Source organism: Leisingera sp. ANG59, assembly GCF_013317235.1.
GTDB lineage: Bacteria > Pseudomonadota > Alphaproteobacteria > Rhodobacterales > Rhodobacteraceae > Leisingera.
Window position 1 is genome coordinate 104,750 of sequence record NZ_WLCM01000004.1, and the last position, 16,049, is coordinate 120,798.

Genomic DNA, 16,049 nt, shown 5'->3' on the forward strand with positions numbered 1-16,049 from the left:
GCAAGCGAAGCAGGGGTAAGCCATAGATTTCTTTCTCCAGCGCTGAGGATGTGAACATTCTTCCCTGTATAGCCGGCAGGGCGATGGTGCCGGCAGAGGATGCAGGAAAGGTTTGGACATGCCGATCGAAAAAACAGATACGCTGGTTGTCGGTGCCGGTCAGGCTGGAGTGGCCATGAGCGAACACCTGACCAGCCATGGTGTGCCGCATCTGGTGCTGGAAAAGAACCGGATTGCCGAGGCCTGGCGGACAGGCCGCTGGGACTCGCTGGTCGCCAACGGCCCGGCCTGGCACGATCGTTTTCCGAACCTTGAGTTCACGGATACCGATCCGGAGGCCTTTGCCGGGAAGGAGCGTATCGCGGACTATTTCGTTGAATACGCCGGACGTTTCAATGCCCCGATCCGAACCGGCGTCGAAGTGACCAAGGCAGAACGAATGAATGGCACTGGCGGCTTCCGTGTTGAAACCTCGGACGGGGTGTTCGAGGCGCAGCGGATCGTCGCGGCCACCGGCGCTTTTCAGCACCCCGTTATCCCGCCGCTGGTGCCGGAAGGCGCAGAGGTGAACCAGCTTCACTCCTTCCACTACCGTAACCCGGATCAGCTGCCTGACGGCGCGGTGCTGGTGGTCGGAGCGGGGTCATCCGGCGCGCAGATTGCCGATGAGCTGAACCGGGCGGGCCGCAAGGTTTTTCTCTCGGTGGGGCCGCATGACCGCCCGCCGCGCATGTACCGGGGCCGCGATTTTGTCTGGTGGCTGGGCGTTCTGGGCTTGTGGGACCAGGCGGCGCAGGACCCGGGCAAGGAGCATGTGACGATCTCCGTCAGCGGTGCCTATGGCGGCCGGACCATGGATTTCCGCCGGTTGGCGGGCGAGGGCGTGACCCTGCTGGGGCTGACCGAGTCCTATGACAATGGCACCATGAGATTTGCAGGCGACCTGCAGGACAACATCGCCAATGGCGACGCCGATTACCTGAAAATGCTGGATCTGGCCGACGCCTATGTTACCCGCAACGGTATAGACCTGCCGGAGGAGCCGGAGGCGCGCAAGGCCTTCCCGGATCCGGAGAGCCTGACCCATCCGATCCGGGAACTGGACCTGGAGAAGGAGGGTATCACCACCATCCTCTGGGCGACCGGCTTCCGCCAGGACTTTGACTGGATGAAAGTGGATGCCTTTGACGAAAGGGGCCGTCCGCAGCATCAGCGCGGTGTGTCAAACGAGCCGGGGATCTACTTCCTGGGACTGCCCTGGCAGTCGCGGCGCGGATCGACCTTCATCTGGGGGGTCTGGCATGATGCCAAGCATGTGGCCGACCAGATCGCCATCCAGCGCGACTATGAAGCCTACCGCGGCCCCGCCGAACGCCGCGCGGATCAAATCTGACAGCTGGCTTAACCGCAGCCGAAGCAAGGGGTAGCCAAAAGATGCTTTGGCTGTCCCGCGGCTCGTGAGAGTTTTTCCGGCAAACGCAATGTCCGGCCGGCCCCGTCACATCAGGAGGATTTCATGGCCCATACCCGCATCCGCAAGTTCAATACATCGGACACCTACCCGGAACAGAACCTGGACAACGACCTGTGCCAGGCGGTGGTGACCCAAGGCGGTAGAACCGTCTACCTGCGCGGCCAGTGCCCGCAGAACCTGGATGATGCGAAGAATATCGAGAGCCACGATCCGGTGGAGCAGACCCACAAGGTGATGCAGAACATCCAGCAGCTGATCGAGGAGTGCGGCGGCTCGATGGAGCACCTGGTCAAGGTAGTGGTCTATATCACCGACGTGCGCCACCGCGAGGCGGTCTACCGCACCATGGGCGAGTATATCAAAGGCGTGCATCCGGTCTCCACCGGCCTGGTGGTGCAGGCGCTGGCGCGGCCCGAATGGCTGGTGGAGATCGACGGCACCGCGGTTATCCCGGACTGATCCGGAAGCAGGGAGGGGGCTGTCTGCCCCCTCTTAAGCCTGCGGCTCAATTCACCCCTGAGGAAATTTCCGGCCAGATGAAGAACGGATCCGTCTCCAGTGGCTGGTGAGGAGGAAAGACGATGACATTATCGCTTGTGGCGCGCTGCGCGGAAACGGGCATGTTCGGGGTGGCGATTTCGTCCTCCTCGCCGGCGGTGGCAGCGCGCTGTTCCTTTGCCCGCGCGGGCGTTGGCGCGGTGGCGAGCCAGAATGTGACCGACCCAAGCCTGGGTCCCTTGGCGCTGGATCTGATGGAGCAGGGCATGACCGCTGCCGCCGCGGTGGCCAAGGTGCGGGAAACCGGCCGCTTCATCGAATACCGGCAGGTGCTGGCGGTGGACAGCATTGGCGGCACCGCCATTCACTCGGGACCGAACTCCCTGGGCATCTGGACCCAGGCGGAAGGCCAGGACGTGGCCTCTGGCGGCAACCTGTTGGCCAATGACGGGGTGTGCCAGGCGATCGTGGACGGGTTTCAGGCGGCGGAGGGCCATCTCGGCGACCGGCTGATTGCCGCCATGCGCGCCGGGCTGGCGGCAGGCGGCGAGGCCGGGCCGGTGCATTCGGCAGGCATGAAGATCGTCGACAAGGTCAGCTGGCCGGTGGCCGACTTGCGCTGCGACTGGACCGAGGACTGCCCGGTCGAGAACATCGCAACCGCCTGGGACATCTACAAGCCGCAGCTGGAGGCCTATGTCCAGCGCGCGCTCGACCCGCGCGAGGCGCCGTCCTACGGCGTGCCCGGGGACGAATAAGCAGGAGAGAGACTATGCTGGACTATTCATTGGACGACTGGAAATCCCGGGCGGCGGCTCTCTCGTTCCGCGGCCAGGCCTTCATTGACGGCAAGTTCACGGATGCGGCTTCGGGCAAGACATTTGCCAGCGTGAACCCCGCAACCGGTGAGGTGCTGGCGCAGGTGGCCGAATGCGATGAAGAGGACGTGAACCGGGCAGCGGCCGCCGGGCGCCGGGCCTTTGAGGACGGGCGCTGGTCGCGGATGGCGCCGGGGGACCGCAAGACAGTGATGCTGCGGCTTGCTGACCTTGTCCGCGAAAACCTCGAGGAGATGGCGCTGCTGGATTCCCTGGACATGGGCAAGCTGGTGACCGATGCGGCCACCATTGACGCCCCGGGCTCGGCGCATTTCTTCCAGTGGTATGCCGAGGCAATCGACAAGGTCTATGACGAAGTGGCGCCGACCGGGCCGGGCGATCTGGCGCTCGTCTCCCGTGTGCCCTTGGGCGTCGTGGGGGCCGTGACACCCTGGAACTTCCCGCTCGACATGGCTACCTGGAAGGCCGCGGCGGCGCTGGCGGCGGGCAATTCGGTGGTGCTGAAACCGGCAGAGCAATCGCCCCTGTCTGCGCTGCGCTTGGCGGGGCTGGCGGCTGAGGCCGGGGTGCCGGATGGGGTTTTCAATGTGGTGCCGGGCTATGGCGCCACCGCGGGCAAGGCGCTGGGGCTGCATATGGACGTGGATTGCCTCGCCTTCACCGGCTCCACCGCCATCGGCAAGATGTTCATGCAGTATTCGGGGCAATCGAACCTGAAGCAGGTCTGGCCCGAAACCGGCGGCAAGTCCCCCAACCTGGTGTTCGCGGATTGCGAGGATCTGGACGCCGCTGCCGACATGGCTGCCTTTGGCATCTTCTTCAATCAGGGCGAGGTCTGTTCTGCCAACTCGCGGCTCTATGTGGAGCGTTCGGTCAAGGACGCCTTTGTCGAGAAACTGATCGCCCGCGCCGAGGCGACCCAGCCGGGCGATCCGCTGGATCCGGCCTCGAAAATGGGCGCCATCGTGGATGAGAAGCAGACCGAGGGCATCATGCGCTTCATTGAGGCGGGCAAATCCTCGGCCAACCTGGTCGCGGGCGGCGCGCGTGTCACAGTGGATGGCAAGGGCTGTTTTGTGCAGCCGACGATTTTTGATGACGTGAGCCACGACAACCCGCTGGCGCGGGATGAGATTTTCGGCCCCGTCCTGTCGGTGATCCCGTTTGACAGCGAGGAGGAGGCCGTCGCCATGGCCAATGACTCGATCTATGGCCTGGCAGCCTCGGTCTGGACGGACAACCTCAGCCGCGCCTGCCGGGTGTCGGACAAGCTGCAAGTGGGGACGGTCTCGGTCAACACGGTGGACGCCCTTTCGGCGCAGACGCCCTTTGGCGGTATGAAACAGTCCGGCTTCGGGCGCGATCTGTCGCTGCACAGCCTGGAAAAATATACCGCGCTGAAAACCACTTGGATCAAGTACCGGACTTGATAAGCCCGGTCCCGCTCCGGCATAGTTGCTGACATGCCTTTGCGTTTCACCCTGCGCCAGCTGGAATACTTCGTCGCCGTCGGCGAGGCCGGGTCCATTGCCCTGGCTTCGGAGAAGGTGAACGTGTCCTCGCCTTCGATATCATCGGCGGTGTCGCAGCTGGAAAATGAGTTCGGCCTGCAGCTGTTCGTGCGCAAACATGCGCAAGGTTTGTCGCTGACCCAGGCCGGGCATCAGTTCATGGATCAGGCGCGTGCGGTTCTGTATGAGGCGGGTGCGCTCAGCCGTCTGGCGGATAATATTTCTGGTTTTGTGCAGGGGCCCTTGTCAGTCGGCTGCCTGCTGACTTTCGCCCAACTGATCGTGCCGGGGCTGCGCCGCCAGTTCGAGACGCTATATCCGGCGGTTACCATCAGCCAATTGGAGCGCGATCAGGCCGGGCTGATTGAGCTGATCCGGCAGGCACGGATCGACGTGGCGCTGACCTATGACCTGAACATCCCGGCGGACCTGACATTCAACGCGCTGGCGGAGCTGCCGCCCTACGCGTTGTTGAGCGAAGATCACCCGCTGGCAGACCGCGAGAGCGTCACTGTCGAAGACCTGGCCGCGCATCCGATGGTGCTGCTGGATCTGCCGCTTAGCGCCGAATACTTCCTTTCCATCTTCGAAGATGCAGGTGCCGCTCCGCAGATTTCCGAGCGCACCCGCGACATGGCGGTAATGCGCGGATTGGTGGCGAACGGCTTTGGCTATTCCATTGCCAATATCCGCCCGGTGACAGACATGGCACCAGACGGGCGCAAGCTGCAGTTCGTGCCAATCGAAGGCAAGCTGCGGCCGATGCGGATGGGCCTGCTGACGGCTGAAGGGGCCGAGAACGTGCTGACCGTCAAAACCTTCATCAGCTACTGCCAGGAACGGATCACAGACGGCACTGTGCCGGGCATCCGTATAGGGGATGGCGGCGGCGCTTAGGCGGCGGCTAATCAATGCTTCCGTAAGCGCAACTTTCGCCTTTGACACAGTCCTGTACCCTTTTGGCAGCTCTGCACGAAGGAGATGGAAATTGCGCGATCCCCGCTATGATATTCTGTTCGAGCCGATGAAGATCGGCCCGCTCACCGCCAAGAACCGCTTTTACCAGGTGCCGCACTGCAACGGCGGCGGCTACCGCGACCCCTCTGCCGCGGCAGCCATGCGGGGCATCAAGGCCGAAGGCGGCTGGGGCGTGATCTTCACCGAACAGTGCGAGATGCATCACACCTCGGAAATCACTCCCTTCATCGAGCTGCGCCTGTGGGAGGACAAGGATATCCCGCAGCTCAGGAAGATGTCGGAGCGGATGAAGACCCATGGCGCACTGGCGGGTATCCAGCTGGCCTATTCCGGGATCAACGGCCCGAACCTCTATTCCAAGGAGGTGCCGCTGGCGCCCTCCGCCCTGCCGATCCGCACCTTCACCAATGACCCGGTGCAGGCCCGTGCGCTGGACAAGCAGGACATCAAGGATCTGCGCCGCTGGTTCGTCAACGCAGCCAAGCGGTCAAAAGAGGCAGGCTTTGACCTGATCTGCCTTTACGGCGCGCATGGGTTCGGCATCTTTCAGCATTTCCTGAGCCGGGCGACCAATCAGCGTTCGGATGAATACGGCGGATCGCTGGAGAACCGCGCACGTTTCAGCCAGGAAGTCATCGCGGATATGCGCGATGCGGTGGGCGACACCATGGCGATCACTTTGCGCGTCAGCTTGGATGAAACTATCGGCGAGCTGGGCTTCTCCAACGCAGAAGTGCGCGATTACATTGAGATGAACAAGGACCTGCCGGACCTTTGGGATTTGGCGCAGGGTACATGGGAAGATTGCTCCGGACCCAGCCGCTTCAAGGAAGAAGCCGCGCAGGAACAACTGGTGCGCGGCATTCATGAACTGACGGACAAGCCCATCGTTGGCGTTGGCCGCTTCACCAGCCCGGATGTGATGGCCAAGATGGTGAAATCCGGCACGCTGGATTTCATCGGCTGCGCGCGGCCGTCGATTGCCGACCCCTTCCTTCCGAAGAAGATCGAGGAAGGCCGGATCGAAGACATCCGCGAATGTATCGGCTGCAACATCTGCATTACCGGCGACATGACCATGTCGATCAGCCGCTGCACCCAGAACCCGACCTTTATGGAGGAATGGCGCAAGGGCTGGCATCCGGAGAAGATGAACACCAAGGGCGACAGCTCCAACGTTCTGGTGGTCGGCTCCGGCCCTGCCGGTCTGGAAGCCGCCTGGGCGCTCTGCCGCCGCGGCTATGACGTGGCGGTGGCCGAGGCCAAGGACGTGATCGGTGGACGGGTGACCCGCGAGCGCCAGCTGCCGGGGCTGAACGCCTGGGGCCGGGTGGTGGATTACCGAGACTATCAGCTGAGCCAGCGCCCAAATGTGGAGATCTACCGCGAAAGCCCGTTGGATGCGGACAGCATCCTGGAGTTCGGCTTCGAAAATGTCTGTATCGCCACCGGCTCCACCTGGCGCCGCGACGGGGTCTCCCGCCAGCACGTGGTGCCGATGCCGATCGCCGAGGGCGCCAAGGTCTACACCCCTGACGACCTGATGGACGGCACCACTCCCGAAGGCCGCGTTGTGGTCTATGACGACGACCACTATTACATGGGCGGGGTTCTGGCCGAACTGCTGGCCTCCAAGGGCGCGCAGGTGACGCTGGTCACGCCCTCGGCCTATGTCAGCGACTGGACCAACAACACGCTGGAGCAGGTGGCGATCCATCCGCGCCTGATTGAGGCCGGGGCGGAGATTGTGCTGAATCGCGGGGTGACTGAAATCCACGCGGGCCATGTGGTCAGCAACTGCACCTACACGGACCGCACCTGGACCATCGAGGCGGATGCCGTGGTGATGGTCGCCTCGCGGACCGGCAACGACAGCATCTACGAGGACCTGCGCGCCCGCGAGGCGGATTGGGCGGATGCCGGCATCAAGTCAGTCAAGATCATCGGCGACGCCAGCGCGCCGGGGCCGATCGCTTGGGCGACTTATGCGGGCCACCGCTATGCCCGCGAGCTGGACGGATCTGACATCGGCGATGCGCTGCCCTTTCGTCGTGAGATCACCGAGCTGGCCCTGGACTGACGATGACAGCGACGCTGGACATACTGGAGCGGCTGACCGGGTTCGACACGGTCAGCCGCAACTCAAACCTGGAGCTTGCCGCCTATGTGGAGGGCTTCCTGGTTGAGCGCGGTTTCGCAGTGATGCGGCTGCCGTCGCCGGATGGCTCTAAGACCGGGCTCTACGCCGAGAAAGGCCCGGCAGGGCAGGGGGTGCTGCTGTCGGCGCATACGGACGTCGTGCCGGTGGACGGGCAGAATTGGACCCGCGATCCGTTCCGGCTGATCCGGGACGGAGAACGTGTCTATGGCCGTGGCACCACCGATATGAAGGGCTATGTTGCCAGTGCCTTGGCGCTGGCGGACCGGGCGGCAACAGCGGATCTGAAAGAGCCGCTGAAAATTGCTCTGTCCTATGATGAGGAAATCGGCTGCGTCGGTATCCAGGAGATGCTGGAGCGTCTTGCGCCGCTGATCGGTCAGCCCCGCGCCTGCTTCGTGGGTGAGCCGACGGAGATGGAAGTCGCCATTGGCCACAAGGGCAAGGCGGCCCTGCGTGCTGTCTGCCACGGCCAAAGCGGCCATTCGGCCCTGGCGCCCAATTTCACTAACGCTTTGCACTTGGCAGGGGATTTCATAAGTGAGCTGCGCACGCTGCAGGATGATTTCGCCGCCATGGGTGCGCGGGATGCGGCCTATGCGGTGCCCTACTCAACGCTGCACGTCGGCAAAATGAGCGGCGGCACTGCACTCAACATCGTGCCGGACCGGGCCGAGCTGACCTTTGAATACCGCCATCTGGCCGCCGACCGCGGCGAGGACATCCTGGCCCGCATTAAGGCCGTTGCGGAGCGGGTCAGCAGCCGCTACCCGGCAAAGGCCCGCGTTGAGGTGGAAAAATACAACGCCTATCCCGGCCTCGACGTACCCGCGGACAGCCCTGTCGTCCTCTTTGCGCAGAAACTGGCCCGAAGCAATGGCACCACAAAGGCCGCCTTTGGCACTGAAGCCGGGTTCTTTGATCAGCTGGGCGTGCCGACAGTGGTTTGCGGCCCGGGATCGATGGCGGGGCAGGGGCACAAGGCTGACGAATACCTGGAACTGAGCCAGCTTGCCGCCTGCGACGCGATGATGGACCGGATCCTGGACGATCTGACAAATTGAGGGATCCTGCATGCCAATGACCACCTGCCCGCAGGCCATGGCGCGCAAGCCCCATCTGGCAGTCACCAGCAACCTGCCAGCATGATCGAAGATTTTGCCTGGTTCGGCGCCCTCGGGCTAATCGCCATCTTGGCGATCCTGCTGCACGGGCCTTAGCTTACCTTGGCGATGCCGTCGAAGGCCCGGCCGCGTTCGTCAAAGGCTTGCTGCACCCTGTGCAGCGCCTCGCAGAGCGGAGCGGTGCTGGCAAGTACTGCCAACCGGATCGGGGTCGGGTAGACGCCATTAGTTGATGGGCCGTGGTTCACATCGTCATTGGGGCGCAGATGAGTGTAGTCACCGGGCTGGCGCCCGATCCGCAACAGCGCCAGATTGGCGATCATCTCGTTGGTGTTCATGCTGGTGGAGGTGACGGCGCTGCCCTGAAATACATCGACGCTGAAGTGCTCGTGATGGCGATCATTCAGTACCTCTGTGCAGACAGCGGTGATCGCCGCGGCCTTGCCCGGTTCCAGCCCTTCAGTTTCTGCATTGGCGCGGGCGGCGGCGGTTTTCAACAGCGCCAGCGCCTTAACCAGTGCCGGGAAATGCGACAGCGGCACACCGGTAATTGGGAAATTTCCCGCGCCCGTTCCGTCTTAATGCCGTTCGGGCAGTCGGCAGGCAGTTCCACCTGGCCAATGGAGACTTGTTCCACGCGTGTCTTGTGCATTGTCTGCTGTCCTACTGCTGGGAGTTTTCCCCAAGGCCATGGCCAGATCCGCAGATGCGCCAAAGATGCGGTTTCCGTTGCAAGGAGAAGGGCCAGGCGAAGCAAGTGCGGCACCTTCTTGACCTTGCTAAGGCATTGCTTTGAATTGTTTTTTAAAGATTAGGCAAAGACTAACATTTGCTGAGGGAGTCAATTCTTAATGCCGCCCCCGGGCCTTCCTATGCTGGATCAAACGAAACGCGGCAGACGGGGAGGCGCAAGTGCCCGGTAACAAGACAGATGCGATTGATGTGCGCAATGCGGTCAAACGCTATGGGGATTTCACCGCCCTCAAGCGCATTTCGCTGACCATCAAGGACAATGAGTTTTTCACCCTGCTGGGGCCCTCGGGCTGCGGCAAGACCACGCTGTTGCGGATGATCGCGGGTTTTGAGGATGTGACCGAGGGCGAGATCCTGCTGTTCGGCGACGAGATCGAAAGCCTGCCGCCGCATCAGCGGCCGGTGAACACGGTGTTCCAGAACTATGCGCTGTTCCCGCATATGACGATCCTGGACAACGTCGCCTTTGGCCTGGAGATGCGCGGCAAGTCCAAATCCGCCGCCCGCAAACGCGCGGGCGAGATGCTGGAGCTGGTCCAGCTGTCGCAATTCGCTGCCCGCAAGCCGTCCCAGCTCTCAGGCGGCCAGCAGCAGCGTGTGGCGCTGGCGCGTGCGCTGGCGCCACAGCCTAAAGTCCTGCTTCTGGACGAGCCGCTGTCGGCGCTGGACCTGAAGCTGCGCAAGCAGATGCAGCTGGAGCTGAAGCACCTGCAGCGGGAGACCGGGATCACCTTCATCTTCGTGACCCACGACCAGGAAGAAGCGCTGACCATGTCCGACCGCATCGCGGTGATGTCGGCGGGCGAGATGCAGCAGCTGGGCACCCCGACCGAGATTTACGAGCAGCCGCGCAACATGTTCGTGGCGGATTTCATCGGGGAGACCAACCTGTTGGAGGTGTCTGTCGATCAGGTGATGAACGGCCGCGCGGTCTGCCATCTGGGCGGCGGCCACGCGCTGACCTGCAACTCGGTGGACGGCATCGGTGCAGGCGCCAAGGTGCATATGTCGGTGCGGCCCGAACGGCTGTTCATGTCCGACGTGCCGGTCGAGGCCGAGAGCCTCAAGGGCCGGGTCGCGGAGAACATCTTTGTCGGCACCGACATCAGCACGCTGGTTGATCTGGCCGAGGGGCCGCAGTTCATCGTGCGGACCTCCAATTCCGACCGCGGCAACAAGCGGATCTTTGAGCCGGGCAGCGAGATTTTCGTCAACATGGAGCTGGGGGCCGGGCGCCTCCTGATGGACTGATGGCAGCAGGCGCAGCAAGCGGCGGCTCAGCCCGCGCAGATACCTACAAGGACGCCCGCGGCTGGCTGCTGCTGCCGTCCTGGGCGGTGCTCGGCATCTTTGTGCTTGGTCCCGTCTGCATGATGCTGATCTATTCCTTCCTGACCAAGGAATTCCGCGGCGGGGTGATCTGGGAACCTTCACTCGCGGCTTACGATCAGTTCTTCTTTGACCGCGGGCTGTTCGGGGATGAGCCGCCGAAGCTCGAGTGGACCTATATCACCATCTTCTGGCGTTCGATCTGGCAGGCCGGGGCGGCGACGCTGCTCAGCCTTCTGATCGGCTTCCCCACCGCCTATTTCATCGCCACACGGCCGGAAAACGTGCGGCCCGTCTGGGTGTTCCTGATCACCATCCCCTATTGGGTGAATCTGCTGATCCGCACCGTCAGCATGAAGTTCCTGCTGCGTGATCAGGGGCCGCTCAATGACTTCCTGATCGGTACCGGGCTGATCGACAGCCCCATTCACATCGTCAACACCAACTTTGCGGTGCAGCTGGGGCTGTTCTACTCCTACCTGCCGTTCATGGTGCTGCCGATCTATGCCGCGGTGGAGCGCTACAACTTCTCGCTCAGCGAAGCTGCTGCGGATCTTTATGCCAGCAAATGGACCACCCTGCGCCGCATCGTGCTGCCCGCGGTGAAGCCGGGCGTGGTGGCGGGCTGCATCCTGGTGTTCGTGCCGTCAATGGGCTCCTTCCTGGCGCCGGATCTGCTGGGCGGGGCCAAGAACTTCATGATCGGATCGCTGATCGAGGAGCAGTTCAAGGGCAACGCGGGCAACTGGCCGTTCGGCGCCGCCGCCTCGATGATCCTGCTGACCATGGTGCTGATCATCCTGATGTTCTCCGCCCGCCAGCAGGCCAAAGCAGACAAGGCGGGAGGCTAAGCCATGGCGCATGTGAATGAAAATATCAAAACCTACAAAGGCTTCCGCGCGATCACCCTGCTGTGCCTGGTGGTGCTCTATGCCCCCCTGGTGATCGTCACCATCTACAGCTTCAACGCCTCCCAATCGATCACCAACTGGGAAGGGCTCAGCTTCCGCTGGTACGCCGATGTGTTCACCGGACCGGAAAGCGCCAAGTTCAAATCCGCGGCCTTCAACAGCTTCACCATCGCCATCATGGCCGCCACCGCCAGCACGATGATTGCCACATTGGCAGCCACCGCCATGGTGCGCGGCGGCCAGTTCAAGATGCGCACCGTGTCCTTTGGCCTGATCAGCCTGCCGCTGATGGTGCCGGAGATCGTGACCGCGGTGGCCACGCTGATCTTCTTCAATGCCATCGGCTTCACCCGCGGCTACTTGACCATCTTGGTTGCCCATGTCGCCTTCTGCATCCCCTTTGCCTATCTGCCGATCTCGGCCCGGATGCAGGGGATCGAGGACAGCTTCGAGCAGGCGGCGATGGACCTTTACGCCACCCGGCGGCAGGCCTTCACCAAGATCCTGATGCCGCTGATGGCACCGGGCATCATCTCCGGCTTTCTCTTGGCCTTCATCGTCTCGCTGGACGATTTCATCATCACCAACTTCGTCAAGGGCGCGGGCGTCGAGACCCTGCCCACCGCGATCTTCGGCTCGGTCAAACAGGGCATCAAACCCAACATAATGGCGATCTCGACCATGCTGCTGAGCGTCTCGATCGTGATGGTCACCATCAGCTACTTCGTCAGCAAATCCGACAGCACAAAATGATCCAACCTGGAGGGAAACACATGAAAAACCTGCTGAAATCCAGCGCCGCCGCACTTGCTCTGAGTGTCGCTGCCAATGCCGCCGCCGCCGAGGGCAAACTGGTCCTCTACCATTGGTTCGAATACATGCCGCAGGAGGTCCTGGACAAGTTCACGGCTGAGACCGGCATCGAAGTGACCATGGACACCTACGATTCCAATGAGTCCATGCTGGCGACGCTGAAGGCCGGCGGCATGGGCACCTATGACCTGGCGGTGCCGGGCGACTACATGGTCAGCATCATGGCGGGAGAGGGGCTGCTGGACACCATTGCCGATGGCGAACTGGCCAACAAAGGCAACATTGCCCCGGAGTGGGCCGACCCCAGTTTTGACCCGGGCCGCGCTTCCTCGATCCCCTACCAGTGGGGGTCGACCTCCTTTGCAGTGAACCGGGACGCCTACAGCGGCGACATCCAGACAACAGATATCCTCTTCAACCCTCCGGCAGAGTTGTCGGGCAAGATCAATATGCTGGACAGCCAGGGGGAAGTGATGGCGATGGCCTCCTTGCACTTGGGTATACCGCAGTGCTCCACAGACCGGGAACAGCTAAAGGCGCTGAATGCCATGCTGCAGGACGCCAAGCAGCATTGGGCCTCCTTCAATTCCGACACTGCCAAGGAAGTTCTGGTGTCGGGCGATGCCGCCGTTGGGCAGATCTATGACGGCTTTGCCGCCAAGGCCCGTGAGGAAGGCGCCAATGTGGAATATGCCTATCCCACCCAGGGCTATGTCGCATGGATGGACAACGTGGTGCTGCTGAAGGATGCGCCGAACCGCGAAAACGCGCTGAAGTTCATGGATTTCCTGCTCGAGCCGGAAAACATCGCCGCGGTCACCAATTATGCGCAGTATAATGCCGGGGTGACGGGCACAAGCGAGCACCTTGATCCGGCGCTGGCCGCCCAGCCGGAAAAGAACCCGCATGCACATGCGGGTGAGGGCGTGTTCATCGAGGTCTGTAACCAGGAAACCCAAGCGGTCTATGATCAAATCTGGACCAACCTGAAAAAATAAAATCCCCTGATAACGCCAAAGCCAGACTGCCCCGGGCGAGATAAGCCCGGGGCATTAGTAAAAACTCTCGTCTTAAGCGCCACTGCGAAATTGTTTCGAAGATGCTATGGTCCATGGGGCAGATTGCCTGGTGAAGGCTCTGCAGGATGAGCAAGTTCTGTACGCCAACGGGTTCCGTTACCTGATCGCTGGAAGGGCAGGCCCAATGTCACTTTGTTGGTGTGGATCCTAGCCTCGGGCCCCATTGATATCCGCCAAGTGAGATGATTAACGACCGCCAAATCGAGCTGTGATATGAGCTGTCGATTCTGGCTTGCCGAGAGCAGATGGCCGTCTGGAACCCTCCTTTCCCGCATTCCACGGCACCTCTCGTGTGGATGACCGGCGCGCCCGGAGCCTAGAATGGTATGCCGGCCAACAGGACTGAGAGTTCAACACTGGCACACCAAATTTTTTATCAGTGATGTCAAGCTGAGTAGAGTTTTCACAGAATGCCACGCCGATTTTCGGAGACCCTTAGTGCAAGCGGAGCAGAAACCAGCGCGCTTCAGTGAGTCTCCCAGGCCTTTTCCGGTGGTGGAAAGCGTCGGCGGGTGTGCTTAAGCTCTGCAGCCACGCAAATTTCGGCGGCGTCTGGACAGCACCCGAGTTGTCAGTTTTTGATTGGAAAAGTGGCAGCCCGTAGGGGAATCGAACCCCTCTTTCCAGGTTGAAAACCTGGCGTCCTAACCGATAGACGAACGGGCCACTCTGTGCGTGAGCGGGTATTTAGTTGTAAGCGCCGGAACCCGCAAGAGAAAAAATACGCCTTTGTGAAATTTCTTATCCACAGGCGGCAAGCCTTTGAAAAATCAAGCTTCGGCGGCGTCTTCCAGGCGGAGTTGCGGGCTTTGGCGGCCGCCCCAAGTATTGATTTCCAGCCGCCCGGCAAAATGAAATCGCGCCCCGCAGTGCTCCAGCAGGCGCGGGCCCAATGCGGTGTCGAAGGCGCCAAAGCAAATCGCGTCGACACCGCCGCCCATGCTGTCGCTGAGGGAGAGCTTCAGATGGCTTTCACCCACCTTTTTTGCAAACCGTACCTGCAGGTCCGGCAGTGCATAGCGCGGGGCGGGGGCGCCGGCACCAAAGGGGCCAGCCTGCTCAATCTGCTCAATCAGATCCACGGTGGCAGCGCCCGGCATCAAGGCGCCGTCCAGTTTGAGGTCCGCCGGGCCGCCCTGGCCTGCGCCTTGTTTGGCCAGCAGTTCGCTCAGCCGCTCCATGGCCGGTTCCAGTTTGTCCCGCATCACAGTCAGACCCGCGGCCATCTTGTGGCCGCCGCCCTTGACCAGCAGCCCTTCGGCCGCCAGCCGCTGGATTGAAGCACCCAGATCAACGCCGGACACGGACCGGCCCGAGCCCTTACCCTCTTCGCCGTCGAAGCCGATCACGATGGCCGGGCGGTTGGCAGCTTCCTTCAGGCGCGAGGCGACAATTCCGACCACACCCGGGTGCCAGCCCTCGCCTGCTGCCCAGACCAGGGGGGCGTCCAGGCCGCGTTCCTCTGCCTGTTCCAAAGCGGCGGCACGCACGGCGTTTTCGATGTCGCGGCGTTCTGTGTTCAACTCATCCAGCCGTTCTGCCAGCGCTGCAGCCTCATGCAGGTCGTCGGTCGACAATAGTCTCGCGCCGAGGTCGGCCTTGCCGATCCGCCCGCCGGCATTGACCCGCGGGCCCAGCAGGAAGCCGAGGTGGTAGGTGGAAGGGGCCGAATCCATGCGGGAGACATCGGACAAGGCCACCAGACCGGGACGTCTGCGGGCGCCCATCACCTTGAGCCCCTGGCGCACCAGCGCTCGGTTGGCGCCGATCAGCGGTGCCACATCCGCCACGGTCGCCAGCGCCACCAGGTCGAGCAGCGCCATCAGATCCGGACCCTTGGCGCCACCCTCGCGCATCTGGCGGCCAGCTTCGACCAGCATCAGGAACACCACGCCAGCGGCGCAGAAATAGCCGAGATCGCCGCTCTCGTCCTGCCGGTTGGGGTTCACAACCGCCACGCAGTCCGGCAGCGTCTCGCCGCCCAGGTGGTGGTCCAGAACGATCACGTCGGCACCTTTGGCGGCGGCAATCGGTTCGTGGCTTAAGGTGCCGCAGTCCACGCAGATGATCAGGTCATGGGCAGCGGCCAGTTCCTGCATGGCTGGAACATTGGGGCCATAGCCCTCGTCGATGCGGTCGGGGATGTAAAGCGTTGCCTGCAGCCCCATCTGCCGCAGCCAGACCAGCAGCAGCGCAGCAGAGCTGCCGCCATCGACGTCATAGTCGGCAAAAACCGCGATCCGCTGCTTGCGCCGCACCGCTTCCAGGAACCGTGTGGCGGCAGCCTCCATGTCCTTCATCTCGCGCGGGTCGGGCAGCAGTTCCTTCAGCTTCGGCTCCAGAAACCCCTTGGCCTCCATCGCCGGAACGCCGCGCCGCGCCAGCACCTGGCAGACAGAGCGGGGCAGGCCGGTCTGCTGCGCCATCATCTCGGAGGCGCGGTCCACTTCGACCCCGGGGCCAACCCAGCGGCGGCCGGTCAAAGACTGCTCAATACCCAAAAAGCTCATGCGTCTGCCCTCATGTGCAAAGACCGGACCCAATTGGATCCGGCCCTTCTTCTTTGCTCAAATACTCCTGCC

General features: G+C 62.4%; 13 protein-coding genes and 1 tRNA gene. 11 read left to right on the top strand and 3 right to left on the bottom strand.

The features are described 5' to 3' along the window. Positions 1-118 precede the first annotated feature (118 nt). From GKC28_RS04865 to argE, 7 genes are all read left to right on the top strand, one after another. Positions 119-1,393, top strand: a complete 1,275-nt coding sequence (locus tag GKC28_RS04865; protein ID WP_174145565.1) for an NAD(P)/FAD-dependent oxidoreductase — start codon at positions 119-121, stop codon at positions 1,391-1,393. A 123-nt stretch (positions 1,394-1,516) separates the two neighbouring features. After that, a complete protein-coding gene (locus GKC28_RS04870; RefSeq protein ID WP_174145567.1) occupies positions 1,517-1,933 on the top strand; it encodes a RidA family protein in 417 nt (138 codons plus the stop codon). A 122-nt stretch (positions 1,934-2,055) separates the two neighbouring features. Next, entirely contained in the window at positions 2,056-2,730 is a 675-nt protein-coding gene (locus tag GKC28_RS04875; protein WP_174145569.1) for a DUF1028 domain-containing protein, read from the top strand. Positions 2,731-2,744: 14 nt separating this feature from the next. Then, positions 2,745-4,241 (top strand): aldehyde dehydrogenase, encoded by a 1,497-nt coding sequence (locus GKC28_RS04880; protein ID WP_174145571.1) that lies wholly within the window; start codon positions 2,745-2,747, stop codon positions 4,239-4,241. 33 nt (positions 4,242-4,274) lie between these two features. Next, positions 4,275-5,219 carry a LysR substrate-binding domain-containing protein gene (locus tag GKC28_RS04885; protein WP_174145573.1) on the top strand — a complete coding sequence of 315 codons (945 nt, stop codon included), beginning with the start codon at positions 4,275-4,277 and terminating at the stop codon, positions 5,217-5,219. A gap of 91 nt (positions 5,220-5,310) precedes the next feature. After that, positions 5,311-7,380, top strand: a complete 2,070-nt coding sequence (locus GKC28_RS04890; protein ID WP_174145575.1) for an FAD-dependent oxidoreductase — start codon at positions 5,311-5,313, stop codon at positions 7,378-7,380. Between the two features lie 2 nt (positions 7,381-7,382). Continuing rightward, on the top strand, positions 7,383-8,522 hold the full coding sequence (gene argE / locus GKC28_RS04895) for an acetylornithine deacetylase (protein WP_174145577.1): 1,140 nt from the start codon (positions 7,383-7,385) through the stop codon (positions 8,520-8,522). Positions 8,523-8,674: 152 nt separating this feature from the next. On the opposite strand, the gene GKC28_RS04900 is transcribed toward argE, so the two are convergent. Further along, positions 8,675-9,124, bottom strand: coding sequence for a lyase family protein (locus GKC28_RS04900; protein ID WP_174145580.1), 450 nt, complete (start codon positions 9,122-9,124; stop codon positions 8,675-8,677). A gap of 370 nt (positions 9,125-9,494) precedes the next feature. Between GKC28_RS04900 and GKC28_RS04905 the strand changes: the two genes are divergently transcribed. Genes GKC28_RS04905 through GKC28_RS04920 form a run of 4 tightly spaced genes read left to right on the top strand, consistent with a single transcriptional unit; the run spans position 9,495 to position 13,386 of the window. After that, a complete protein-coding gene (locus tag GKC28_RS04905) occupies positions 9,495-10,586 on the top strand; it encodes an ABC transporter ATP-binding protein (protein WP_174145582.1) in 1,092 nt (363 codons plus the stop codon). Next, positions 10,586-11,515: an ABC transporter permease gene (locus GKC28_RS04910; RefSeq protein WP_174145584.1), complete on the top strand. Its 930-nt coding sequence runs from the start codon at positions 10,586-10,588 to the stop codon at positions 11,513-11,515. Before GKC28_RS04905 ends, GKC28_RS04910 begins: the two co-directional genes overlap by 1 nt. A gap of 3 nt (positions 11,516-11,518) precedes the next feature. Then, positions 11,519-12,328 carry an ABC transporter permease gene (locus GKC28_RS04915; protein ID WP_174145585.1) on the top strand — a complete coding sequence of 270 codons (810 nt, stop codon included), beginning with the start codon at positions 11,519-11,521 and terminating at the stop codon, positions 12,326-12,328. A gap of 20 nt (positions 12,329-12,348) precedes the next feature. Then, positions 12,349-13,386, top strand: coding sequence for an extracellular solute-binding protein (locus GKC28_RS04920; protein ID WP_174145587.1), 1,038 nt, complete (start codon positions 12,349-12,351; stop codon positions 13,384-13,386). Positions 13,387-14,058: 672 nt separating this feature from the next. On the opposite strand, the gene GKC28_RS04925 is transcribed toward GKC28_RS04920, so the two are convergent. Further along, positions 14,059-14,133 (bottom strand) — tRNA-Glu (locus GKC28_RS04925). A 104-nt stretch (positions 14,134-14,237) separates the two neighbouring features. After that, positions 14,238-15,977: a single-stranded-DNA-specific exonuclease RecJ gene (recJ, locus tag GKC28_RS04930; protein ID WP_174145589.1), complete on the bottom strand. Its 1,740-nt coding sequence runs from the start codon at positions 15,975-15,977 to the stop codon at positions 14,238-14,240. Between the last annotated feature and the right edge of the window lie 72 nt (positions 15,978-16,049).

What these genes read in the sequence shown, in the direction of transcription:
- GKC28_RS04865 (WP_174145565.1), top strand. Translation starts at nt 119, where the DNA reads ATGCCGATCGAAAAAACAGATACGCTGGTTGTCGGTGCCGGTCAGGCT.
- GKC28_RS04870 (WP_174145567.1), top strand. Translation starts at nt 1,517, where the DNA reads ATGGCCCATACCCGCATCCGCAAGTTCAATACATCGGACACCTACCCG.
- GKC28_RS04875 (WP_174145569.1), top strand. Translation starts at nt 2,056, where the DNA reads ATGACATTATCGCTTGTGGCGCGCTGCGCGGAAACGGGCATGTTCGGG.
- GKC28_RS04880 (WP_174145571.1), top strand. Translation starts at nt 2,745, where the DNA reads ATGCTGGACTATTCATTGGACGACTGGAAATCCCGGGCGGCGGCTCTC.
- GKC28_RS04885 (WP_174145573.1), top strand. Translation starts at nt 4,275, where the DNA reads ATGCCTTTGCGTTTCACCCTGCGCCAGCTGGAATACTTCGTCGCCGTC.
- argE (WP_174145577.1), top strand. Translation starts at nt 7,383, where the DNA reads ATGACAGCGACGCTGGACATACTGGAGCGGCTGACCGGGTTCGACACG.
- GKC28_RS04910 (WP_174145584.1), top strand. Translation starts at nt 10,586, where the DNA reads ATGGCAGCAGGCGCAGCAAGCGGCGGCTCAGCCCGCGCAGATACCTAC.
- GKC28_RS04915 (WP_174145585.1), top strand. Translation starts at nt 11,519, where the DNA reads ATGGCGCATGTGAATGAAAATATCAAAACCTACAAAGGCTTCCGCGCG.
- GKC28_RS04920 (WP_174145587.1), top strand. Translation starts at nt 12,349, where the DNA reads ATGAAAAACCTGCTGAAATCCAGCGCCGCCGCACTTGCTCTGAGTGTC.
- recJ (WP_174145589.1), bottom strand. Translation starts at nt 15,977, where the DNA reads ATGAGCTTTTTGGGTATTGAGCAGTCTTTGACCGGCCGCCGCTGGGTT.